At 47.0% G+C, this 22,352-nt stretch carries 22 protein-coding genes; 10 read left to right on the top strand and 12 right to left on the bottom strand.

Features of this window, described 5'->3' with window-relative positions:
* Positions 1-253: 253 nt before the first annotated feature.
* A complete protein-coding gene (locus Q4491_RS10995) occupies positions 254-880 on the top strand; it encodes a LysE family translocator (RefSeq protein WP_303457499.1) in 627 nt (208 codons plus the stop codon).
* A 26-nt stretch (positions 881-906) separates the two neighbouring features.
* Positions 907-1,230: a divalent-cation tolerance protein CutA gene (cutA, locus tag Q4491_RS10990; protein ID WP_192013763.1), complete on the top strand. Its 324-nt coding sequence runs from the start codon at positions 907-909 to the stop codon at positions 1,228-1,230.
* 11 nt (positions 1,231-1,241) lie between these two features.
* Here the strand turns inward: cutA and Q4491_RS10985 are convergent, their stop codons facing one another.
* Positions 1,242-2,885 (bottom strand): electron transfer flavoprotein-ubiquinone oxidoreductase, encoded by a 1,644-nt coding sequence (locus tag Q4491_RS10985; RefSeq protein WP_303457496.1) that lies wholly within the window; start codon positions 2,883-2,885, stop codon positions 1,242-1,244.
* A 181-nt stretch (positions 2,886-3,066) separates the two neighbouring features.
* On the opposite strand from Q4491_RS10985, the gene Q4491_RS10980 reads away from it, so the two are divergent.
* Together Q4491_RS10980 and Q4491_RS10975 are read left to right on the top strand one after the other, a co-directional pair.
* Complete coding sequence (locus Q4491_RS10980; protein ID WP_303457494.1) at positions 3,067-3,819, top strand: electron transfer flavoprotein subunit beta/FixA family protein; 753 nt, start codon at positions 3,067-3,069, stop codon at positions 3,817-3,819.
* The gene (locus Q4491_RS10975; RefSeq protein WP_192013760.1) at positions 3,816-4,745 is read left to right on the top strand and encodes an electron transfer flavoprotein subunit alpha/FixB family protein; all 930 of its coding nucleotides are present in this window, start codon (positions 3,816-3,818) and stop codon (positions 4,743-4,745) included. Before Q4491_RS10980 ends, Q4491_RS10975 begins: the two co-directional genes overlap by 4 nt.
* A 44-nt stretch (positions 4,746-4,789) precedes the next feature.
* On the opposite strand, the gene Q4491_RS10970 is transcribed toward Q4491_RS10975, so the two are convergent.
* The gene (locus tag Q4491_RS10970) at positions 4,790-5,197 is read right to left on the bottom strand and encodes an SPOR domain-containing protein (protein WP_192013759.1); all 408 of its coding nucleotides are present in this window, start codon (positions 5,195-5,197) and stop codon (positions 4,790-4,792) included.
* Between the two features lie 367 nt (positions 5,198-5,564).
* Here Q4491_RS10970 and Q4491_RS10965 point away from each other — a divergent pair, with 367 nt between their 5' ends.
* Together Q4491_RS10965 and Q4491_RS10960 are read left to right on the top strand one after the other, a co-directional pair.
* Complete coding sequence (locus Q4491_RS10965) at positions 5,565-5,951, top strand: LexA family transcriptional regulator (RefSeq protein WP_027251321.1); 387 nt, start codon at positions 5,565-5,567, stop codon at positions 5,949-5,951.
* Positions 5,951-7,255, top strand: coding sequence for a Y-family DNA polymerase (locus Q4491_RS10960; RefSeq protein WP_303457493.1), 1,305 nt, complete (start codon positions 5,951-5,953; stop codon positions 7,253-7,255). The genes Q4491_RS10965 and Q4491_RS10960 overlap by 1 nt, the downstream gene beginning before the upstream one ends.
* 503 nt (positions 7,256-7,758) lie before the next feature.
* Here Q4491_RS10960 and yciH read toward each other — a convergent pair.
* Positions 7,759-8,082 carry a stress response translation initiation inhibitor YciH gene (gene yciH, locus Q4491_RS10955; RefSeq protein WP_192013757.1) on the bottom strand — a complete coding sequence of 108 codons (324 nt, stop codon included), beginning with the start codon at positions 8,080-8,082 and terminating at the stop codon, positions 7,759-7,761.
* A 118-nt stretch (positions 8,083-8,200) separates the two neighbouring features.
* On the opposite strand from yciH, the gene Q4491_RS10950 reads away from it, so the two are divergent.
* The 3 genes from Q4491_RS10950 (at position 8,201) to Q4491_RS10940 (ending at position 10,503) form a co-directional block, all read left to right on the top strand.
* Entirely contained in the window at positions 8,201-8,812 is a 612-nt protein-coding gene (locus Q4491_RS10950; RefSeq protein ID WP_218385739.1) for an HAD family phosphatase, read from the top strand.
* Between the two features lie 107 nt (positions 8,813-8,919).
* On the top strand, positions 8,920-9,429 hold the full coding sequence (locus tag Q4491_RS10945) for a RimK/LysX family protein (RefSeq protein WP_237795535.1): 510 nt from the start codon (positions 8,920-8,922) through the stop codon (positions 9,427-9,429).
* 105 nt (positions 9,430-9,534) lie between these two features.
* Positions 9,535-10,503: a tyrosine-type recombinase/integrase gene (locus Q4491_RS10940; RefSeq protein ID WP_303457489.1), complete on the top strand. Its 969-nt coding sequence runs from the start codon at positions 9,535-9,537 to the stop codon at positions 10,501-10,503.
* Between the two features lie 8 nt (positions 10,504-10,511).
* Here the strand turns inward: Q4491_RS10940 and Q4491_RS10935 are convergent, their stop codons facing one another.
* From Q4491_RS10935 to Q4491_RS10925, 4 genes are all read right to left on the bottom strand, one after another.
* Positions 10,512-11,144, bottom strand: coding sequence for a putative adenosine monophosphate-protein transferase Fic (locus tag Q4491_RS10935; protein WP_303457487.1), 633 nt, complete (start codon positions 11,142-11,144; stop codon positions 10,512-10,514).
* Positions 11,134-11,274 (bottom strand): YhfG family protein, encoded by a 141-nt coding sequence (locus Q4491_RS21520; RefSeq protein ID WP_368393483.1) that lies wholly within the window; start codon positions 11,272-11,274, stop codon positions 11,134-11,136. Before Q4491_RS21520 ends, Q4491_RS10935 begins: the two co-directional genes overlap by 11 nt.
* A 121-nt stretch (positions 11,275-11,395) precedes the next feature.
* On the bottom strand, positions 11,396-12,403 hold the full coding sequence (locus tag Q4491_RS10930) for a D-alanine--D-alanine ligase (RefSeq protein WP_303457485.1): 1,008 nt from the start codon (positions 12,401-12,403) through the stop codon (positions 11,396-11,398).
* Positions 12,404-12,635: 232 nt separating this feature from the next.
* Positions 12,636-13,310, bottom strand: a complete 675-nt coding sequence (locus tag Q4491_RS10925) for an SPOR domain-containing protein (protein WP_303457484.1) — start codon at positions 13,308-13,310, stop codon at positions 12,636-12,638.
* Positions 13,311-13,660: 350 nt separating this feature from the next.
* On the opposite strand from Q4491_RS10925, the gene Q4491_RS10920 reads away from it, so the two are divergent.
* On the top strand, positions 13,661-16,372 hold the full coding sequence (locus Q4491_RS10920) for a bifunctional acetate--CoA ligase family protein/GNAT family N-acetyltransferase (protein ID WP_303457483.1): 2,712 nt from the start codon (positions 13,661-13,663) through the stop codon (positions 16,370-16,372).
* Between the two features lie 132 nt (positions 16,373-16,504).
* On the opposite strand, the gene Q4491_RS10915 is transcribed toward Q4491_RS10920, so the two are convergent.
* The 5 genes from Q4491_RS10915 to Q4491_RS10895 form a co-directional block, all read right to left on the bottom strand.
* Entirely contained in the window at positions 16,505-17,425 is a 921-nt protein-coding gene (locus Q4491_RS10915; protein ID WP_192013742.1) for a LysR family transcriptional regulator, read from the bottom strand.
* Positions 17,426-17,496: 71 nt separating this feature from the next.
* Complete coding sequence (locus Q4491_RS10910; protein WP_303457482.1) at positions 17,497-18,675, bottom strand: ABC transporter permease; 1,179 nt, start codon at positions 18,673-18,675, stop codon at positions 17,497-17,499.
* The gene (locus Q4491_RS10905) at positions 18,672-19,823 is read right to left on the bottom strand and encodes an ABC transporter permease (RefSeq protein ID WP_218385749.1); all 1,152 of its coding nucleotides are present in this window, start codon (positions 19,821-19,823) and stop codon (positions 18,672-18,674) included. Before Q4491_RS10905 ends, Q4491_RS10910 begins: the two co-directional genes overlap by 4 nt.
* 1 nt (position 19,824) lies before the next feature.
* A complete protein-coding gene (locus Q4491_RS10900) occupies positions 19,825-20,802 on the bottom strand; it encodes an HlyD family secretion protein (RefSeq protein ID WP_192013736.1) in 978 nt (325 codons plus the stop codon).
* Position 20,803: 1 nt separating this feature from the next.
* Complete coding sequence (locus tag Q4491_RS10895) at positions 20,804-22,234, bottom strand: TolC family protein (RefSeq protein ID WP_192014520.1); 1,431 nt, start codon at positions 22,232-22,234, stop codon at positions 20,804-20,806.
* Positions 22,235-22,352: the final 118 nt, after the last annotated feature.

Genomic DNA, 22,352 nt, shown 5'->3' with positions numbered 1-22,352 from the left:
AGGCGATTTGAATTTCATCGCTTTTGTTCTTAAAAGGAATAATTAACCTGAGTGTCAATATTCATTCCCGTCGCTAATTTCAGCACGAGATGCGAAATTCTTGATTTTTTATGAAGTTTGATGCTTTATATTCTCTTACGCTCGGTGTGATTTCAGTCATTAATCAGATAAAATGACCCCCTTATTAACCTTTGTTTTCTTATGGTTTTCTTGTAAGAAATCAAGTGCTCACAACTTTAAGGTGAAGATAAAAATGGAGTTTCAAACACTTTTACTTTTTGCTCTGGCCTCAATCAGCCTTAACTTAGTACCGGGGCCAGATGTTATCTATATTGTGTCGAACGCTATGCGTGGAAAGATGCAATTAGGCATTCAAGCGGCTCTGGGACTAGGAATAGGGTACTTGGGACATACGCTGGCTGCTGTGCTTGGGCTTTCAACGATTATACTCAGCTCAGCTTTTTTATTTAGCGTAATAAAATACTTAGGGGCAGCGTATTTACTCTATTTGGGTATTTCGTCGATTCGAAACAGTATCCGTGGTAAGAGTCAACTGACAGCTTCCACACCAGTAAAATCAACATCGAATGTGTTTATGCAAGGCGTGATTGTTAGCGTTCTGAATCCTAAAGTTGCCTTGTTTTTTCTGTCTTTTCTGCCTCAATTTATTGATGTCAGCGCTGGCCAGGTCACAATACAACTTTTGACCCTTGGCTTACTGTTCAGTGTTTTAGCCACTTGTATTAACTTACTTTACGCCATGTTGGGTAGTTTTGTTTTTGGTAACCCTAAAATGTCAGGTTATGCGAAAGCGATTGAGGGTGTTTCTGGTGGTTTACTGGTTGCCTTAAGTGCCAAAGTGGCACTGACGCAGCGTTGATCAATCCTGAATAATAAGGTGGGAAGATGCTAAAGAAAGGATACTGTGTCGTTCTGACCACTTTTTCAGATGATAAGGTGGGTGAGGCAATCATCCATTCTCTGCTGAACAAACATCTGGCTGCCTGCGTTCAGGTGCAGAGTATTGACAGTTATTACCACTGGAAAGGCAAAATCCAGTCTGACAAAGAAAAACTGGTTGTCATTAAAACAACTCAAGACAGGTATTCAGAAGTCGAAGCCGATATCCTGGCGAATCATAACTATGAAACGCCGGAAATCATTTGCCTACCCATTGAAGCCGGTTATCAGGCCTATCTCGATTGGGTGCGCGTAGAGACACACCCTTGAGCTGATCACATTCACATCGAGCGATAATTGGGCCCGCTACCGCCTTCTGGTGGGGTCCAGATAATATTCTGGGACGGATCTTTTATATCGCATGTTTTACAATGAATGCAGTTTCCGGCATTGATTTGAAATCGTTTCTGTCCGTTATTTTCTACAATTTCATACACGCCCGCCGGACAGTATCGCTGGCTAGGCTCGGCATACTTGTCCAGGTGCATTTTTATCGGCAACTCTTTATCTTGCAGTATCAAGTGGCATGGCTGGTTTTCATCATGTTTAACAGTTGATAGAAAAACAGATGAAGTTCGGTCAAAACTGAGTTTTCCGTCCGGTTTAGGGTATAAAAGCGGTTCAGTCTGATTGGTCATTTTCAGGGTTTGATAGTCTTGTTTATCATCCCGAAATGAAAACAGGCTTTTTTTCAGAATATTAAATTCTAACGTTGCGATGGCTCCACCAACTAATGTGCCTAAGCGATGCACCTGAGAGGTGAAGTTTCTGGCTTCAAAGAGCTCCTCTTTCAGCCATGAGTCCTCGAACAGCGAAGAATAATCGGGTGATGTGTGCGAGTGGTTAACGGCTAGCTCCGAAAAAACCGCCTCAGCAGCGAGCATGCCAGATTTCATTGCAGTATGAGAGCCTTTGATTTTTGCACTGTTTAGCGTCCCAGCATCACACCCAATCAGTAATCCGCCAGGAAAGCTTTGCTCTGGCAGGGCATGCAGTCCGCCTTTTGTAATAGCACGTGCCCCGTAAGAAATACGCTCCCCGCCGTTTAACACAGAGGCGAAAACCGGATGGTGCTTCATTTGCTGAAACTCATCAAAAGGGCTGAGATAAGGGTGCTGATAATTCAGGTCGATCACTAATCCGACAGACACAAGGTTATCGCCAATATGGTACATAAAGCCCCCACCTGAGGTTTGGGTCTGGCTGAGTGGCCAACCGGAAGTATGTACGACAAGCCCAGCCCGGTGTTGTTCTGCCGGAATTTCCCACAGTTCTTTAAAGCCAATTGCGTAATGCTGGGGCGCTTTATCTTTATCCAGTTCGAAACGATCTATGACGGCTTTTCCTAAGTGCCCGCGAGAACCTTCAGCAATAAGCGTATATTTTGCTTCAAGTAAGATACCTGGCTGAAAACCTGGTTTTTCATTACCTTGCTTGTCGCGTCCCATATCAGTCGTCATGATCCCAGCCACGGCACCAGAGTCGTTAAAAAATAATTCAGCTGCAGCAAATCCCGGAAAAATGGACACTCCCAGCGCTTCTGCCTGTTGAGCCAGCCAGCGACATAATTCGCCCAGACTGATAATGAAGTTCCCATCATTCTGAAGGGGGGAAGGAACAAGTACTGTAGGGATACAGAACTGATTGTACTGATTGGAGAGCCAATACACCTTATCATCCTGAACCCGGGTACAAAGTGGTGCCTCGCGGCTTTGCCAATCAGGAAACAACTCATTTAATGGTCTGGGTTCAAACAAGGCACCGGATATGATGTGCGAGCCAACTTCCGCCCCCTTTTCGATCACACAAACCGATAACTCCTTTCCACTCTCCTTAGCCAGTTGCATCAGCCGACATGCCGCTGACAACCCCGCTGGACCGGCTCCGACAATGATCACATCAAACGCCATGCTTTCTCTTTCCATGCCCCATGTCCCTTTGTATTAAGACTATGAGTAACTGTAGTCCAGTTGACGTAAACGTAAACCCGAGCCACACTCAATGCAAAAGACATCTCTCGGCTTTTGAATGTCCGATTGGGAACTTTTTAATCAGGCATCTTGCCGTACTTCTTCATTAACATATTGATTTGCAAAGGAGCCGCCAGTGAAAGTGTTAGTCGCAATCAAAAGGGTGATAGACCCGTATGTGAAGATTCGTGTTAAATCCGACGGCTCAGGCGTTGAACAGCATAATGTTAAAATGGCCATTAATCCTTTTTGTGAAATTGCCATAGAAGAAGCGGTTCGCATGAAAGAAGCCGGCTCGGCCAGTGAGGTGGTTGTAGTCAGCGTGGGTGAAACGAGCTGCCAGGAACAGCTCCGTACTGCTTTGGCACTTGGCGCAGACAGAGCAATTCACATTGATAGTGCCGCACAAGCTGAGCCTCTGAATATTGCACGCATTCTTCATGCCCTTGTAAAAAGTGAATCGCCTGATCTGGTGATTATGGGCAAGCAGTCAATTGATTCAGATAATAATCAAGTCGCTCAAATGTTAGCAGCCATGTCTGGCTTTCCTCAGGGGACTTTTGCCTCAAAGATTGAAGTAGATAACGGTTTCATCAAAGTAACACGAGAAATTGATGGCGGTTTGGAAACCGTCAAGTTACGGCTGCCTGCGGTAGTCAGTACAGATCTCCGGTTGAATGAGCCCAGATATGCCTCATTACCCAATATCATGAAAGCGAAGCAAAAACCGTTAGATGTTATCAGCTTGGATGGTCTTGGTGTGACGCTGTCACAAAACCAGGAATTACTGGCAGTTTCATCACCACCTGCTCGCCAGGGGGGCACAAAAGTAAGTTCAGTCTCTGAATTGGTTGATAAACTAAAAAATGAAGCCAAGGTGATCTCATGAGTGTACTTATCATTGCAGAACACGACAATCATACGTTGTCACCTGAAACATCCAAGGTGATAACTGCAAGTCAGTCACTGGAGAGCGACTGTCAGGTATTGGTAGCGGGTTATCAATGCCAGGCTGTTGCAGAGCAAGCCGCTGGCATTGCGGGTGTGAGTAAAGTACTTCTGGCCGATCATCCTGTGTACACGCATTGGCTGGCTGAAAATATGTCAGCGGTTATCGCCGAACTATCAGCCGATTATTCTCACTTACTGATGGCAGCAACGACAACCGGAAAAAACATATTACCGCGTGTTGCCGGTCTTCTGGATGTTGGATTACTGGCCGATGTCGTCAGCATCGAGTCTGCCGATACCGTAATCCGACCGATATATGCAGGGAATGCACTAGCCAAAGTGAAGTCGCTAGATAGTAAAAAGCTGATTACTGTGCGTGCTTCAGCATTTACCTCTTCAGCAACAAGCGGGGCAGCGGCCCCAATTGTCGAACTAGAAAAAGTGATCGAATCACCGAACTCTGAATATGTGTCCAGTGAAATTACGCAAAGTAGCCGCCCAGAATTGCCAGCTGCGCGTGTGGTGGTTTCCGGTGGCCGGGGGCTTGGAGATAAAGCACATTTCGCAATGATAGAAACGCTGGCGGATAAACTTGGCGGCGCTGTGGGGGCTTCCCGAGCGGCTGTCGATGCGGGCTTTGTGTCAAACGATCTGCAAGTTGGGCAGACCGGTAAAATTGTTGCGCCAGAGCTGTATATTGCTGTTGGTATTTCAGGAGCAATACAGCACTTGGCTGGGATGAAAGATGCGAAAGTGATTGTCGCCATCAACAAAGATCCTGATGCTCCAATCTTTGATATCGCTGACTATGGGTTAGTCGGTGACTTGTTTGAGATCTTACCTGAACTCATCGAAAAGCTTTAATGTGAAGGGTCAGAAGTGCGCCCAGACAGTCTGAGCGCATTTCTTTAACGCATACGAAAAACGTCAGTTTGCTTATCACTTTGCACTTCCGCAAAACTGCGGACGAACGGACCTTGTGCCAATATACGAGGCGACAATGTTTGAATACGCTGCTTCGCTTCTTGTTTAGTGGCAAAATCGCCATAAATAACAGCGTACCAGCTCTTACCTAAACTATGTTTCCAGTTAACCCAAATTGGATCCTGCCCTGGGATTTCCCGCAGATAACCGCGAATATCTCTTTCTTCACTCAGAGCCAGCACCTGAATAGTGTAACGATTAGGGTCTAAATGCCCATACGCTTCTTCTGTTGTCATTTTTCCGACGCACTGCCCAGTGTGATACTGCTGATCAGGCTGTAAAGCACAGCCACTGAGCACGACCAGTGCTAAAATCATGATGATTTTTCGCATTTTCATTCTCCAATTCCAATCCCTGTCACCAACAGGCGGCCAGTTTAGCAATAAGATAAACTGGTGATCGGATAAATCCCTAAATTAGCGTTGAGTTTGTTGTTTTTTAAAGCAGACTTGCCCGTTTTTTTGCAAATATGTAGCAGCATGAGTGCTATGAGCGCAAGAATACCATGGTACTGTATATAAAAACAGTCCCATCAACATCGCTTCAGTGTAAGACAAAGATTTATACATTTTATTTCGGTATTTCAGTGCATTAGAAACACTCTGAACTTTTCAGAGCCATGCCGCATTTTTTCTCTGTTCAGTACGCCAATAACCTTTTATACTGTTTTTATATACAGTGTAAGTTGAGAGGGTAACAATGGCTGTATTACCTTTGTTTATTGAATCTGTTCGGTGCGGCTTTCCCTCACCAGCTGAAGGGCATGAAGAATCACTGGAACTGATGGATTATCTCATTCGCCATCCCAATGCCACTTTTGTACTGAAAGCGTCTGGTGAGTCTATGACGGGGGCCGGCATTTACGATGGCGATTTATTAGTTGTGGACCGTGCTGAAGCTGTGCTGCCGGGCCGGATTGTCATTGCCCGTATCTTCGATGAGTTCACGTGTAAGCGTCTCATTCGACATAACAATACCTGGTGGTTAAAAGCTGAAAACCCGGCGATGAAGCCATTTCCTATGCCGGAGGACTCTGAAATTTTTGGCGTGGTTACACGTAATATTCATAACTTGCTGGAGCGCTAATGACTCAAACAGTATCTGGAAACAAGGATCAGGTTTGGGCGCTGGTTGATGTTCAGAGTTTTTATACAGCCTGCGAGCAATTATTTGACCCCAAACTCGCAAACAAGCCTGTTGTGGTGCTTTCAAATAACGATGGCTGCTGTGTTGCTATTAATGCACAAGCAAAAGCGGCAGGGATAAAACGTGGGGCAGTATGGTACAAAATTGAGCGAGAAGCTAAACACGCAGGTGTTGAGGTACGCAGTTCAAATTACAGTCTGTATGCTGATATGAGCCAGCGTTTTATCGACGAGTTGAGGCAGTTTTCTCCTCAGGTTGAGCAATACTCTATTGATGAAGCGTTTATACGTTTAGACGGTTTGGCAACTGAAACACTGACAAGTTATGGAAAAAGTATTGTAGAAGCAATCAGTAACAGGCTTGGTTTAGCTGTTCGTGTTGGCATTGGTACTTCACCGACATTGGCGAAACTTGCAAACAATGCAGCCAAACGCTACGAAAACAGAGTGCATGGCGTGCTTCATATTCAAACAGAACGGCAAAGACAGTGGTTGCTGGAAAGAATGGATGTTCAGGAAGTGTGGGGGATTGGAACACGATTGGCCACCCGACTGAAAACCAGTGGTATAACAACAGCGTGGCAATTAGCAAATCAGGATGTTGCGTTTATGCGTCAACTCTGGAATGTAGGCCTAACTCGTACAGTATTAGAGCTCCAGGGAATCAGTTGCATTGATCCAGGAGATATTGATGTAACGAAAAAACAAATTCTCTCGAGCCGGAGCTTTGGTGTAGGCATTACGGATCAACAAGAATTACAATCAGCTCTTGCTTTCCATTGCCATCGTGCAGGTGAAAAACTAAGAAAACAGGGGAGTCAAGCGTCCTCTGTTGGGGTTTATATACGAACAAATCGCTATAAACAGTTACCTCAACACAATAAAAGCAGTATGGAATCCTTGGTTTGCCCGACTCAGGATACACAAAAACTGATCATTTCTGCACAAGCGCAGTTGGCTAAAATGTATCGTCCTGGTTATTCATATCAAAAAATTGGCGTCATGCTGAATGAGCTTAGCCCTGTGAGTCAGAACAAACTTCAGCTAGACATGTTTAGCGGAGATGCGCTGCAAGAAAGCAAACGCCGTGATCTCATGCTCATCACCGACAGGCTCAATACGCGCTATAAGAATGGCCTTAAACCGGCATCCGTTATCGCAACCAGCAATTGGCACATGCGGCAAGCCTTCCGATCCAACCGATGGACAACTATGCTGGACGAAATACCAGTGGCAAAGTGTTAAGCATCATTTGTAGTGCTGGTATAACCTTGCTTAATCAACGTCATAGGCCATGACAGAGGCAATAGAAATATCACGGGCAGTGATAAGTTAACTCGACATTTATACTTTGCAGAAAATAGACACTTTAGCTTTGCGTCTACAACCTTAGTGCGCATAACATAGATTATGTTAAATTAAGGGTGTGAGAGTCTACACGTTGGGCTCTCTGCTCCCTTCTGTATGACGGCCTCGCCAGACAGGTTCACGCAATTTAACCATAAGTGTGATTTACCATAAAATAGGTAATTCACACTTGTATTTAAGTCCTGCTGCAAATTGTCAGTTTGCCTGGTTCTTCAATGTCAGGCGGAATTACCTAAGACCAACGAACGCCAATGTGTTCGTCGGGATCTCTTAAAGTGCGCAGGCAATCTTGTCGGCGTGTATACGTTGTGAATTCAGGTTGCGCTGATTAGATCCTGGTTGGCTGCTGAAACCAGGATTGCCAGACTGATGTAAGTCTCTCAGCCACCGGCTAATTTTACCGTGTGTCCCTTTTTCTCAAGGGTGGTTTTGATGAGATCGCGTTTATCACCCTGAATTTCTATGGTTCCATCTTTTACAGAACCGCCGCAGCCACAGACTTTTTTTAACTCAGCGGCCAAAAGCTTGAGCTCAGCATCATTCATATCCAACCCTGTGACAATACAGACTCCCTTTCCTTTACGGCCTTTTGTCTGGCGCTGAATTCGTACCACGCCATCGCCTTTCAGACGTTCCGGGACTGTTTTCTCTTCTTTAATTCTGCCTGCATCTGTTGAATAGACTAATCGGCTGTTATCACTCATGAAATTGACCCCAATAACTGCTTTAAAAGTGTGACCTGGCCATCAGGTTGAATATAGAAGCTTGCGACCAGGCTAAGCCCGAATATTATCAATAAATAGGCCTCTAACGGAAACGCATATGATTCATAACGTAGTTTTTGACTTTGGTGCTGTGCTGTTTGATTGGAACCCGCACAAAATCGTCTCTACTTTCACTCAGTCAACTTACGAGCAAGACATACTGCTGACACATGTACTTCAGCACCCTGACTGGTTGGCTTTGGATCGCGGTACAATGTTGATGGCCGAGGTTATCCCTAAATTTGCTGCTCGTACCGGTTTTCCAGAGGCAAGAATGGAAGATTTCATCGATCACATTCAAAACAGTCTGACTGTGATCGATGCGTCGAAAAACTTACTTGAAGACTTACTGGAACAAGATTTTAACCTGTACTATCTCACGAACATGAGTAGCGCCTTTTTCGACACGCTCAACGATAAGCATGATTTCATTTCATTGTTCAATGGTGGTCTGGTTTCTGCTAAAGAGCTATTAATGAAGCCAGAACCTGAAATATTCCAATCACTTATGTTAAAATACGCGTTTAGTCCAGAAGATACGTATTTTATCGATGACAATGAAGACAATGTGCTTGCGGCCAGAAAGTTGGGCATAACAGCCATTCGTTTTTCACCTACACCTGCTTGTTATCAACAGATTCGCTCAGCATTGAGACTAAAGGTTGATTAGCTGAACCTAAGCTTACCTCATCAGACCTTTAACTTTAAGCTGAACAAACATACGTAACTTATGTTTATAGTGATCATATTTACGATTGGCACTTTTTTGGAGGTTCCGTGAAAAAAGCATTGATTCCGTTAATGTTAGTTGTATTTGCATTTAACAGCCCCTCTTCCTTGGCTGACAGTCGACCTCTCGAAAAAAAATCCATTGTTGGTCAGGTTGAAACTATCAACGTCCAGGATTTAGAACTCGAATATAAAGCCCGAATTGATACTGGCGCGAACACGTCTTCGATCAATGCTTACGATATCCGTATATTAGGTGATAAAAGCGAGGATATGCGTGAAAATCTAGGCAATATGGTGGAATTCAAGACAAAAAATGAAAAAGGTGAAACAACCACCCACAAAGCCAAAATAGTTAAAGTCAGTAAAATCCGTAATGCTCAAGGTGTTGAACGCCGTTATGCAGTAAAAATGGATTTAAGCTGGAACGGTGAGCATAAACAAGTCACAGTAAACTTGCGAAACCGGAGTAAGCTGGAATACAAACTGTTGCTCGGCAGAAACTGGCTGATGGGCGACTATTTGGTTGATGTAGAAAAATCAGATGAAGACGATTAACCTCCTGTATTAGTTAGCTATTTAATGTTTGTTACATGCCGTCTTGTTTATGAGGCGGCTTAGTATATAGTATTTGTTATTGACGAATAAGTTATAGTGCATTAAATGAAGAATATTCCTTCCATTACAGATGAAAACAAGAAAAAAGACAGTATCAAGGTCTTCACACTCCCTATAGAAGATATTGATATCTGGAAAGTTTTAACGCATAAGCAGTATTCACCAAACACATTGCTTGCTTTCAAAAATGACTGGAATAATTTCCTTCAATACTGCCTGGACAAACACGCGATTCCTTTGCCGGCAACGGTGAAAACGGTACATAACTTTATTGATACGATGGCCAAGAAACGCAAGCTGGCAAGCCTTAAGCGTTACATTGTCACAATCGGGCTGGTTCACCGCTGTCATGCCCTACCCGATCCCTGCCGTCATACTGAAGTCAGGCTGGTACTGAATAAATATTGCGTTGAAAAAAAAGACGACTATAAAAACGCGAACGCCTTCAGAGACGATCACTTACAGCAACTGGTTGATGTTTTCTCTCTCTCCACCAAACCTAAAGACATTCGCGATCTGGCGATTTGGGCTGTCATGTTTGAAGCAATGCTCAAGCGGAGTGAACTGGCAGCACTGACCATTGAAAATATCTCCATTGATGCGTCTGGACTTATCAGTCTGCATATCCAGGAGTACACGATTGCATTAAGTACCATCGCATCTCGTAGTATGCAGCGTTGGCTTACGGTAGGCATGATTGAATCAGGTGTTATTTTTCGAAGAATTGATCGTCATGGCAATATTGGCGAGCAACAGCTTGACCATTCATCCATCTACCGGGTGTTTCGCCGGGCTGGTGAAGAACTCGGACTCAGTCAGGACAGTATTTTTTCAGGTCAGTCGCCCAGGGTGGGAGCCGCCAAAGATTTATCTGATGCTGGCGTATCCATTCCTGACATCCAATCCCAAGGCCGCTGGAAGAGCCCAGCTATGCCAGCACAGTATGTAGGCCATAAAGACAAACACGATACGGAAATTGCGAAATACGTGAAGAAAAAAGACTGGGAAAAGTAAGTGTAGATTTAAGCGCCCGGGCCGGATGCCCACTGAGGTTGAACCACTGCATGAATCGGTTGAGTGATTCTTTCAAACAAGCCTTCCAAAGGAGCCATAATGCCAAAGTAACCCGCCTGATTCGCTTCGACCCACTCTTTCAGGTTAATGCCTTCCCAACAGATTTCGAACCCGGCATTGAGGGACAGAATTTCAAAGAAAATACGTTGGACGCGCCCATTCCCTTCCCTGAACGGGTGTATGACATTCAATTCACAGTAATAATGGGCAATGCGGCGAATAAAATGATCAAAGTCCAGCCCACAAAGATGTGACTCATCAGCCAGTGAAGCAAAAAGACGAGTCGCCTCTCTTTCAATATTCCTTGCATGACAAAAACGACTCTGGCCTTTGGTGATGTCAACACCTCGTATGTCACCGGCCCAGGGATATAAATCCTGAAACAGAGTGAAATGTATTTGTCTCAGATAGGCTAAATCAAATCGGTCGAACTCAGGTACAAAGTGCTCTGCCCGGACCCGTGTGAAATCCCGCTCAGCCAGAGCGAGCTCTTCTTCATCGTTGATATTCAGTAAGTTGATAAGAACAGCCGAACCGGGGTAGCAATCAGGATCCTGCTGAACACCATATTTATCTCGCATAATGCTTCTTTAACCGAGCGATTTGTTCATATTCGGACACGGGTGGTTCATGTGGCGACTCTGTACCTGGCGCCCCATCTAATTCAAAGCCCTCCAGCTTTAAACTGGCTCTGTAGTTCTTGTTCTGCATAGCTTTAAAACGCGCAGCTTTCTGTTTGTTCGTCAGCATAGGGTTCTTTTTCAGTCTCATCGTCAGTATTGCAGCCAATGAAAAAAACGCCAGTCAGGCTGGCGTTTTTAAAACTGTAAAATCACTGGTTGAATGGATGAACAGCACTTTTGATAGCTTTCTCAAGATAATCCGTAAACGTGTGTCCATGATGAGCCAGCATCTGAGGAAACATAGATATCGGTGTCATGCCAGGGAAAGTATTGATTTCATTAAGAAGAATGTCACCGTCTTCACTCAGGAAGAAATCAATCCGTGACAGATCTTTTAACTTCATATGGACAAACGCTTTTCTGGCATAACTGCGAATGGCTTCAATCTGTTCGTCTGTAATACCAGACGCTTCAACAGAGGTGGTCGAATGGCTTTCTGTGCTGTATTTTTCTTCGTAGGTGTAGAATTTACCATCCGGACAGGTCACTTCCCCTGGCTTGGTGACAATCAATTCATCGCCATACTGATAAGCAGCGACTTCTAACTCTCTGGGCTTGATGGCTTTTTCAACCAAAACTTGTTCTGAAAAGGTAAACGCCTTGTTCAGCGATTCGATCAGGCTTTCCTGATCTGTCGCTTTATAACAGCCCACTGATGACCCTTGGCAGGCCGCTTTAACAAAAACACTTCCCCAACGGGCTAATGCATCTTGGGCAGTACGTAACGATTCTTCGTCTTGCTCGCTGAGAAACACATAAGGTGTGTTAGGAATACCCAGCGCATCAAACCACAATTTGGTCGTGATCTTGTTGAAACAATTTGTGCTGGCCTGAGGGCCACAACCGAAGTAAGGCACAGCGGCTATTTCAAGTAAAGATTGCAAATCGCCTGTTTCGCCGGGGTAGCCGTGGACACACGGAATGACGTAATCAACGGGGAGCTTCTCGCCAGATTCAGACTGGATACTGCGATCCAGGTTCAACTGCCAGCGCTGGCCTTCTCTGTCAAACCAGCCGTCTTTTTGCATTTCTATGCGGATATAGCGAATGCCATCAATCGCCTGTAGGTTTTGTTCTATGAAATTGGCAGAAACCAAAGACACTTCGTGTTCTGCGCTGCCGCCGCCACAAAGAAGTAAAACGTGAATTGGATTCATCTTGATCCCTTGTAAAACGTAACCTGCCGATCATGGCAGGCCGAAATTTGTTTGTACCACCGGGTTTCATCTGTTCTGAAGGATGATATTACGAAGTGCCCCCGGCAGCCTTCAGGGCATCAACTATTGCATCTTATCTACCAGGCATCAAGCCATTGGCCTGATTCCCTGCCGTGAAAGCGGTCAACGATGCAAAAAATAAGCTCTTCCAGGGAAGAGCTTATCGGGAGGATTAATGTATCTTGGTCAGCTTAGGCTCAGGTGACTGATGAATCTTGGCCAGACTACGAACAAAGGGGCCGAACGAACGGATCTCTGCAGGCAAATCTTTGATGGCAGCCTGGGCTTCCTGAACAGTATCAAAGTGTCCGTAAAGTAAAGTGTACCAAGGCTTTTCGTGGAAGGTTTTCTGATTCACCCACACCGGTTGCTGTCCTGGCAACTTAGCAATGTATGAGGCAAAACCACTATTTTTACTTACACCCAGCACCTGAACAGTGAATCCCAATACAGGTTCCGTCACATATTCATAGCTGGCTTTCGCCGTTTGTGACTCATTGTTCTTCGAAGCTGCCGCGGCTGAGTCAGTCATTGGCTCAGGCTCTGCGATTACAGCCACGGATGTTCCCTCAGCCGCTGCTGGTGCGTCTACGGGGGCAATCTCCTGATCAAGTGGGACAACTTCATCTGTGATTGCTATATCAACAGGGTTCAGCGGTGGAATCGGTTCATTTAACTGCTCAACCGCCATCGGTTCAGCCGTTGCTCCCTGTTCTACGGCCATTGCCGCTTGTTCCTGTTCATCCAATGTTGGAACCACAGTGCCATTCATTGTCTGACGCTCATTATCTAGCGCACAGCCTGTTAAAGCTGATGTAATTGCAACCATTAAGGCAATTTTTTTCATTATCATCGTGCCTGATCAAATTTGTCTTTAAAAAGATTTTGCACCCCGACCTGATGCCAATCAAGCCTGCATCACTCTGTATGCGATAGAATTGGCGTTATGTCACAGGTTCAACGTTATATCAATAATAGATTGATTTTTTATGTGAATTCCAGTTTTAAATAAAATTGTGCAATATAAAAATACAAAGAATGAAGCGCAGCACCTTCTTCTTTTTCAAACAATGTCGAATGGGTTCCATTACACTCACAGCAGTGAATAATCAGCAGCTCAATCATACAACCAAGCTAAGAAAAATGATTGTCTGTCGTTGAGTGTTAATTCTTTACGAAATACTGAGAGAAAATGCCATGAAAGGACTCGAGTCACTACTGAAGCCACGTTCTGTCGCCATTATCGGCGCATCGGATAACCCCAAGCGTGCCGGTTATGTGGTTATCAAAAACCTGCTGTCCGCTAACTTTCATGGGCCCATCATGCCAGTGACCCCCAAATATGACGCAGTTGCAGGGGTATTAGCCTACCCAGACATCGAGAGTCTGCCTCGCGTACCAGATCTGGCTGTTTTATGTACCAATAGTGTCAGAAACGTCAGTATTATCGATCAATTAGGCCGTAAAGGCGTCAAACTGGCCGTAGTATTAGCGGCAGGAATGAACGCAGAGCCCGACAGTGACGGTGTCACAGAAGATGTGCGCATGTATGAAACCGCCAGACAATACGGAATGCGACTTATCGGGCCAAACAGCATGGGGATGATCTTACCCTGGCATAATCTCAATGCGTCTTTCTCACCGGTTTCCGCCAACAAAGGCAATATTGCTTTCATTTCACAGTCTGCGGCAGTCTGTACCACGATTCTGGACTGGGCCAAGAACAAGAATATTGGCTTTTCGACCTTTATATCGTTGGGAGATACCTGCGATATTGGTTTTGATGAACTGTTAGATACCTTGTGTCGTGACAGCAAAACACAGGCTATCTTGCTGTATATCGACTCAATACGTGATGCCAGACGCTTCATGTCAGCTGCACGAGCAGCGGCTCGGACCCGGCGAATACTGGTGCTGAAAAGTGGCCGGACGAAAATTGGCAGTGCTGCTGCCCATCTTCACACAGGAGGAGAAATCGGTCTGGATGCTGTCTATGATGCGGCCATCAAACGCTCGGGGATGCTGCGGGTGCATAATACCCATGATCTGTTTGCGGCAGTGGAGACACTGGCTCACGCTGTGCCTTTGCGAGGCGAACGTTTAGCAATACTAACCAATGGTGGCGGGCCTGCGATTATGGCCGTTGATGCCCTCAGTGAACGTGGCGGAAAGCTCGCGACACTAAGCCAGGAGACTATCGCTAAACTTTCTTCTGTATTGCCGGCCTGCTGGTCTCAATCTAACCCGATTGATATCGTCGGGGATGCCGATATCGCTCGTTATGAGGCGGCAACCAAGATTCTGTTAGACAGCGACGATTTCGATGCCCTGCTCATTATGCACTCTCCTTCTGCCATTGCACCGAGCAAAGAGACCGCTGAGCACATGGTCAAAGTATTGCAACAGCACCCCCGTACCCTGCATTTCAACATCCTCAGTAACTGGGCCGGAGAAAATCAGGCGTTGAAAGCCAGGCAGGTTTTCACACAGTCCGGCTTTCCAGCGTACCGAACACCGGAAAGTGCTGTCACCGCCTTCATGCACCTGGTGGAGTACCGGCGCAACCAGAAACAGCTGATGGAAACCCCGTCCTCATTCGGTGAGACCCAGAGCAACCCGGGGTTGGTTCATCAATTATTGGATCAGTTACTCGATCAGAAAATCTATCATCTGGAAACGCACGAAGTACGCCCTGTGCTGGAAAGTTATGGTTTTCATACTCTGCCGACCTGGATTGCGTCAGAGCCCGCTGAAGCCGCACATATTGCCGAGCAGATTGGCTATCCGGTTGCCGTCAAATTGCGCTCTCCTGATATTCGCCATAAATCAGAAGTACATGGTGTCATGCTGCATCTGCGAACGGCAGCAGAGGTTGCCAATGCCTCTCAGGCGATTCTGGATCGTGTTTCCTACAACTTCCCGAAAGCCCGTATTGACGGCTTGCTGGTGCAGCGCATGGCCAACCGTTCCGGTGCACAGGAATTACGCATTGCTGTTCACACCGATCCCGTGTTCGGGCCTGTTATTCTTATTGGTGATGAAGCTGCAGAGTGGGATATCCATCGTGATGCCGCCGTTGCTATTCCACCACTTAATATGGCGCTGGCGCGATACCTTGTCATCAATGCCCTGAAAACAGGAAAAATTAAACAGCGCAGTTTGCCGGATCGATTGGACATCCCTGCACTCTGCAAACTACTGGTTAAGCTTTCACAGCTGATCATTGATTGCCCGGAAATCATTGAACTGGATATACACCCCTTACTGGCAGCGGGTGAAGACATGACAGTGATCGATGCTTCCATGACCATTCACCCCTTTAATGGTGACACACAACAAAGGCTGGCTATTCGGCCTTATCCAAAAGAGCTGGAAATTTACACTTCACTGAAAGACGGTTCGCCGATATTACTTCGCCCGATTCGCCCGGAAGATGAACCCGGCCACAAAGCTTTCATTGCGCAGGTTTCACATGATGACCTGTACAGCCGTTTTTTCTCTGAAGTCGGTGAATTCAATCATGAAGCATTGGCGAATCTCACTCAGATTGATTACGACCGTGAAATGGCCTTTATTGCGGTGCGGCTTGCGCCTGATTCACACACCGAAACCGACATTATTGGTGTCAGTCGTGCGGTCTCCGATCCCACCAACGAAGAAGCGGAGTTTGCGGTGTTGGTTCGCTCTGATCTCAAAGGGCAAGGGCTGGGGAGCATCTTGCTCAATACCATAATTCAATATTGTAAGCAGCGGGGTTTACAGCGGTTGACCGGGATAACCATGCCCAATAACCAGGGAATGCTGTCACTTGCCAGAAAGAGTGGCTTTCATGTAGAGATTCATTTTGAAGACAAAACGGCGGAACTTCTGTTGGCGTTACAAGAAGACAGCCAGTCTGACCACGGTTAAATAATCACCACTGCCATAGTCGGTGGTTTAGAAGTGACAATAAAAAGGCTGACCATATGCCAAAGGTCAGCCTGCTTTTTCATGGCATACTGAGTGACCAAGCGGGTCGAAAAATATCGACACAAACATACGTCAGTTCAGATGCTTTTTCCATAACTGCTCAAGGTGTTTGATCGCCCAGGCTTTTGCCTTGCCCATGCGGCTGCGATTCCAGGCCAGGACCAGTTCAAACTCTCTGACAGGATTATCCCCCACCATGGCCAGCTTGCCTGTTGCTAAATCATCCTGAATGAAAAAACTGGGGATTGTCGCTACACCAAGGCCGGCACGTAAGGCATTCAACTTGTCATTCATGCTGGAAACTGTAAGTAACGGCTGCTCTTCAAGAATGTTGTGCGTTATCGGCGGCAGATTTCGTGCGGTATCTGCAACTGCTATGCCTCGGTATTGCTGACGAATGACAGGATCGAGCGGGTTATCATGTTTATGAATCGGGTGATCCGGGTGAGCAACCCAAACGATATCCATTTTGCCGAGAGGCTGAATTTTCACTTCCGGTGGCGCGACACTTGGCGGAGGAGCAATCAGAATATCGGCTCTGTCCTGTGCGAGCGCTTCCCAGCATCCGGCCAGAATTTCTTCACGAAACTTCAGACGGGTCTTACTTTTCTTTGCCAATGCATCAACAAGCGGAAACATCAGATCGAGCTTAATCAAACCGTCGTAGGCAATCGTGAGATCTAATTCCCAGCCGTGTGCCAGCGCTGTTGCATCCGAGACCATTTCATCCGCCGCGGATAATAATAACCGCCCCCTGTCCAGCAACAGCCGGCCAGCTTTGGTAAACGCGGCTTTATGACCGGAACGGTCGAAGATAACCAGATCCAGATCTTGTTCCAGTTTCTGAACCTGGTAACTCAGGGAAGATGGCGCTCGGCCGAGTTCTTCTGAGGCCGCAGCAAAACTGCCGCGACGCTCAATAGCATCTAAAACCATCAATGCTTCAAAGGATAATAACCGGTTCACTTTCAATCCCTGTGCCAATACAGCCATTTATTATGAGGCTGTTTTAACACATTCATCTTAAAATGCCTATCTGTACAATAACGCTCAATGCATCAGGTTCAAACTGGTGCCGAGGCCTGCGAAAGCTGTCCTCGACGACGGCGATTTCTGTATACCAAGCCTAAAGCGACCAGTGAATACAGAACAGCCAGCCCCCAAAGCTGAAACCACCAGGCGCTAATCTGGCTAAAACTCGCTCCCATCTGATTTAACCGCAGGAATCCGTTAATCGCCGGCGTAGAAGGTATCCATTGTGCCAGCCAGTAAACCGGAGCCGGCAGTGCGGATACGGGCCATACAAAACCAGCCGAGAACACCAAAGGCAGTGAGCTGAGCAGCACGATAACCGTAGCCAGTTCCTTACGGGGGATCAGCTCACCGATGACTATACCTAACGCAGTTACTGAGATCAGAAACGGCACTGTCAGCATCAGCATGTCGCCGATTAAAGCCTGCCGACCGATGCCGTAATACTCAAAACTCAGTCCAAAGTAGTAAGCAGACAGAGGCAGATAGATCACGGAAAACAAGCAGATACGTGTGAAAATCATTCGCCAGGGTGAGCAGGTGTGCCAGTAACCCGACACGCCGGAACGATGCATTTCATTCTGAGCCGCCCCAACTAATGCAGAGCCAATCAGCAGTGTCTGATGGAGTATCAGTACGAACACGGCAGGGACAACATAATTGATGTAACCCATGGTCGGGTTAAATACCGGACGCATATTCAGTTTCAGCGACGCGTACTTTTCGGAAGCTAACGCCAGGTTCTCGCCTTCAAGAATCATACGGGCCACTTTTGCTTCAGCGCTGAGCGTTCCTGTGGCTGTCGCCAGCCCTTCAACAACAGTACCGTAAACAAGAAACAGCGCCGCATCACCGGCGAAAGAGACTGTCGGGCTGGTACCAAGCAGGAGATCCCGGTAAAAGTGTTCAGGGATCACTAGCATCCCTTTCACCTCTTGTGCCTGAATCCAGTTTTTTGCTTCTTCAATACTGGCGGCTGTTTTCGTCACGGCCACCTGAGGTGTCGCATCAACCATGCGTATCAGTGCCCTACTAACTGCACTGTTATCCAGATTAACAACTGCAATCTGCTGTTCGCGAGGAAGCTGGTTTGAATAAGGCAGCGGGTAAATAAGCGAATACATTAAAACGCCGCCAAACACGGTGAAGATAATCGCAGGGTTGGTGAACACCGCTTTCAATTCACTCAGAAACAATTGACGCCAGCTCATACACCGCCCTCCAGCTGGCGTTTGCGCCAGACCAGCATTTTCAGCATAGCCAGTGCCATTGCCAGCAGAAACACCGCAAGCGCCATCATCTGAGGCATAGCTTGCTGTAAACCCGTCCCATAGTTAACCTGCTGAACCTGAATTTCAATGTAATGACTGACAGGTAACAGCGCCCGCCAGCCTGTCGCAATGGCTGGCATATCTGTCGCAGGAAAGGTTATTCCCATAAAAGCAAACGCCGGCGCTGAAAACCCGGCCACGAAGCTCATTGCCCGGGTAACATCCATTGCAAGGAAAAAGAACAGCACAGCCACACTCTGGCAAGCAATCACCATTAAACATTGTGCCACCAGCAAAATGCTCCAGCTACCGTGCATAGGCCAGCCCAGCAGCGAATACATGCCCCACAGAAACAACACACCTTGCAGAATAAAAACCGCCGCATAAGGTATAAGCTTGGCGACGAGTTGCTTCACCGGGTGTTGCCCCAGCCAGGCCAGTAATCCTTGCCGTCGCTGCTCTGCCGCCAGTGCCATGACAGTCGTGGCAATGATAAATATCTGCCACATGGCAGGAATAGCCGCCGAGACCAGAAACTGCCCATAGTGCGAGTTACTGTTAAATAACGGGGTTATCTGATTGCGGACTGGCAAGGCCTGCCCCAGCGCCTGTAGCGGTACTGGCGTGCCAGACACCATATTACTTACCGTATCTATACTGGCGGCATAGGTAGTCTGCGCCGACACGAAAGCGCTGTTTATCAGCTTGGCAATCAAAATAAACTGGGCGTTATAAAACACTGTCACAGACGGAGATCGCCCGAGCAATGTGTCTTTTTCCAGAGAATCAGGAATCACCACCAGCGCATAAATCTCACCGCTCCGCATTAACGCTGTGCCTTCTTCCACCTCGCTCAATTGTCGGGCAACCGACAGGGTCGGGCTGGCATCGTAGTATCGGATCAATCCGCGGGACAGGCGGCTGTGATCCAGATCGACCACACCGACGGGCAGATCGCGGGCGATCCCTTGCGAGAATATCCACCACAACAAGAGAAACAGACTTAAAGGCAAAAAGAACAGCATCGCCTTCAGCCAGGGTTCCTGACGTATGAGCCGCCACTCTCGCTGCATTGTGTTTAACCACATATCAGCGCTCTACCAACACACTCATACCGACACGCAATCCATCAACGGGCTGCAACGGACGCGCTTCAACTTCAAAAGTGCGCATATCGAATCCTTGCTGGGTATCCGTTGCCCGCCATGTCGCAAAATCTCCCATGACGGAAACATGCGTCACAGTAAACGGGAACGTTTGATCTCCCAATGCCGGCACCTTAGCTTCAAATTGAGTGCCTTTGGCAAAATCGGCCAGCCTGTCTTCACGGACATGAAACACCGCCCAGGCATCGTCCATATCTATGATGCTGACAACTGGAAACCCCTGTGGTGCCAATTCGCCACCATGAAGCAGGATCTGGCTGACCTCGCCATCATGCCAGCTGGAGATTCTGGTATCCGCCGCATAGGCTTCGACTTCTGCGACAGCCCCGGCAGCCATACGCTCTTTTTCCTGCGCAGCGCGTTTGGTTTCTTCCCGCGCCCCTTCTTTGGCCATTTCAAACATCTGATAAGCCGCTTGCTCTGTATAACGGGCCGCCTGCCATTGCGTATAGGCTTCATCCCTTTTCTGCTCAGCTACCACGCCGTCGCGATAGAGATTATTTATCCGTCGATAGGTTTTCTCACCCAACGCCGATGCCGCTTTGGCTTTTTGCCACTGATCGCTGGCCGCCGCAACTTCCTGAGCACGTGCGCCATTTTGTGCTTCGTCAGCCAGTGCCCCGGCCGCCTGTTGACTGGCTTTTGCCTGCTCGAGCTTGGCATCAATTTCAGGGCTCAGTAAGGTAAAGATCAATTGCCCTTCGGTGATTTTATCCCCTTTTCGCACCAGTACCTGATCGATACGACCGGCGACTTTTGAGGAGATATTATATTGCTGAGCTTCAACCTGGCCCTGTAATCGCTCAGCATTCGGCTGATAGGCGTTCCAGAACCGGTATCCCAACCAAGCGACCAGCACAACAGCCGGTAATGCGACGGCAAGAGTTTTTAGCTTACTCATTTCAGTTAACCTTAAGTCCTTTGTAATTTTCATATTGGTTGAAGGTATTGATATCACCGCTGACAGCCAGTAATCGCGACAATGCTGTGACATAGTGATAAGCCGCTGCCAGGCGCTGCGTTTTTACACTCGCCAGATACAATTCGGCATCGACCACATCCAGAGAGGTCGACAGCCCCTGACTAAAGGCTTTCTCACGTAACACCACACTTTCCTCGGCCAGTGCAATATTGGAAGCCAACCCGTCATATTCTTCCAGTGCCTGAGAAGCTTCACGGTATGTTTTCTCCACCAACACGCTCAGATCCTGCTCAGCCTGTGCGCGCAGGTAATTCACCTGTGTCATTGCACTGTGAGCCGCTTTTACCTTGTCTGAACGGCCTGAAGAGTCGAGTAGCGGTATACTGACACCAACACCCACAGCCCAGTCTGGCGTTGTTTTCGCTGCGAGCGTGTCTTCTTCATAAAGGTTGTAATTACCGTAAAGAAAAACCTCAGGGTAATATTTGCCCTTTTCTGCATCTAACACGCCATTGGCCTGCGTTTTCTTGGCATCAAGAATATGAAGACCGGGGTAATCACTAAGGGTTTTATCAATAAAGGTGGTCATTGCCGGTAACCCTTCATTAACGAACAAGGACGTTGAAGGCAATGCGGGGGTTTGTAATTTAAGTAGCCTTGTCAGGGCAACTTGCGCAATTTCCAGATCGCGCTGGGCTTTAAGACGCTCAACACGGGCTTTATCAAAAGACGACTGTGCCTGCAAACGTTCGACTTTGGCTATCTGCCCTTGCGATTCTAACTTCAGGGCATTTTTATAATGCTTTTCCAACCCACGTTCCGCCTCCTGACGCGTGTCCAGCACTTGCTGCGCTAACACCACACCAAAATAATAGGTCGACAGATCTTCAAACTTGGCATGCTCTTTCATCTCAAGCATATATCTGGCTTCCTGGGTTTTTCCTTTCGCGATGTCCTGAGCCGCCATCACTCTTCCCCCGAGAAATACCGGCCAGATAGCACGAACTGAACTGGTCAGAATATCTCTGTCGGTAAGTTGCGAGGTAAACATTTTGTCGAATTGCCCCGGTGTCATTCCCATGAGCTGGGCCAGACCACCTAAACTGTTTGCCTGACTGCGCCCGGCTGGGGTGCTCGCAATCAAATCCGAAGGCGCAATCTCAATAGGACCGTCCAGATAGGTATAATTGGCTGATACTGTCACTCTGGGTAACGACAGTGCTTTCGACGCCTCTTGCAGGTATGCGGCCTTTTCTACGTTGCTTTTTTCTGCCGCCAGTTCATCGCTATTGTTTCGGACAATTCGCCACGCATCGTCAAAACTGACAGTCGCCGCTTTCACAGGAAAACACACGGAACTTATCAGTAGTGCCAGGGAGATGGGTTTAGCCAGAGTCGGCCTTACATTCATCATATATCCTTAATGACCTCAAGAATGACTGCTCATATTAGAGCAAATGCTCTATTTGACAAGCTTCAATGAAATATTTATTCACATGTAGATCACAAGATATTGTTTTAAAAGCATA

The organism is Photobacterium sp. 2_MG-2023 (assembly GCF_030547675.1).
In the GTDB taxonomy this organism is placed as follows: Bacteria; Pseudomonadota; Gammaproteobacteria; order Enterobacterales; family Vibrionaceae; genus Photobacterium; species Photobacterium arenosum.
The sequence above is the reverse complement of the archived record's forward strand: the minus strand, read 5'-3'. Positions and strand labels throughout refer to the sequence as shown.

Bases quoted from the DNA above. Each gene is read 5' to 3' on its own strand.
- Q4491_RS10940 (WP_303457489.1), top strand. From the start codon at position 9,535: ATGAAGAATATTCCTTCCATTACAGATGAAAACAAGAAAAAAGACAGT.
- Q4491_RS10900 (WP_192013736.1), bottom strand. From the start codon at position 20,802: ATGAGTAAGCTAAAAACTCTTGCCGTCGCATTACCGGCTGTTGTGCTG.
- Q4491_RS10995 (WP_303457499.1), top strand. From the start codon at position 254: ATGGAGTTTCAAACACTTTTACTTTTTGCTCTGGCCTCAATCAGCCTT.
- cutA (WP_192013763.1), top strand. From the start codon at position 907: ATGCTAAAGAAAGGATACTGTGTCGTTCTGACCACTTTTTCAGATGAT.
- Q4491_RS10905 (WP_218385749.1), bottom strand. From the start codon at position 19,823: ATGTGGTTAAACACAATGCAGCGAGAGTGGCGGCTCATACGTCAGGAA.
- Q4491_RS10935 (WP_303457487.1), bottom strand. From the start codon at position 11,144: ATGCGAGATAAATATGGTGTTCAGCAGGATCCTGATTGCTACCCCGGT.
- Q4491_RS10950 (WP_218385739.1), top strand. From the start codon at position 8,201: ATGATTCATAACGTAGTTTTTGACTTTGGTGCTGTGCTGTTTGATTGG.
- Q4491_RS10930 (WP_303457485.1), bottom strand. From the start codon at position 12,403: ATGAATCCAATTCACGTTTTACTTCTTTGTGGCGGCGGCAGCGCAGAA.
- yciH (WP_192013757.1), bottom strand. From the start codon at position 8,082: ATGAGTGATAACAGCCGATTAGTCTATTCAACAGATGCAGGCAGAATT.
- Q4491_RS10910 (WP_303457482.1), bottom strand. From the start codon at position 18,675: ATGAGCTGGCGTCAATTGTTTCTGAGTGAATTGAAAGCGGTGTTCACC.
- Q4491_RS10915 (WP_192013742.1), bottom strand. From the start codon at position 17,425: ATGGCTGTATTGGCACAGGGATTGAAAGTGAACCGGTTATTATCCTTT.
- Q4491_RS21520 (WP_368393483.1), bottom strand. From the start codon at position 11,274: ATGCAGAACAAGAACTACAGAGCCAGTTTAAAGCTGGAGGGCTTTGAA.
- Q4491_RS10920 (WP_303457483.1), top strand. From the start codon at position 13,661: ATGAAAGGACTCGAGTCACTACTGAAGCCACGTTCTGTCGCCATTATC.
- Q4491_RS10925 (WP_303457484.1), bottom strand. From the start codon at position 13,310: ATGAAAAAAATTGCCTTAATGGTTGCAATTACATCAGCTTTAACAGGC.
- Q4491_RS10975 (WP_192013760.1), top strand. From the start codon at position 3,816: ATGAGTGTACTTATCATTGCAGAACACGACAATCATACGTTGTCACCT.
- Q4491_RS10895 (WP_192014520.1), bottom strand. From the start codon at position 22,234: ATGAATGTAAGGCCGACTCTGGCTAAACCCATCTCCCTGGCACTACTG.
- Q4491_RS10960 (WP_303457493.1), top strand. From the start codon at position 5,951: ATGACTCAAACAGTATCTGGAAACAAGGATCAGGTTTGGGCGCTGGTT.
- Q4491_RS10970 (WP_192013759.1), bottom strand. From the start codon at position 5,197: ATGCGAAAAATCATCATGATTTTAGCACTGGTCGTGCTCAGTGGCTGT.
- Q4491_RS10985 (WP_303457496.1), bottom strand. From the start codon at position 2,885: ATGGAAAGAGAAAGCATGGCGTTTGATGTGATCATTGTCGGAGCCGGT.
- Q4491_RS10965 (WP_027251321.1), top strand. From the start codon at position 5,565: ATGGCTGTATTACCTTTGTTTATTGAATCTGTTCGGTGCGGCTTTCCC.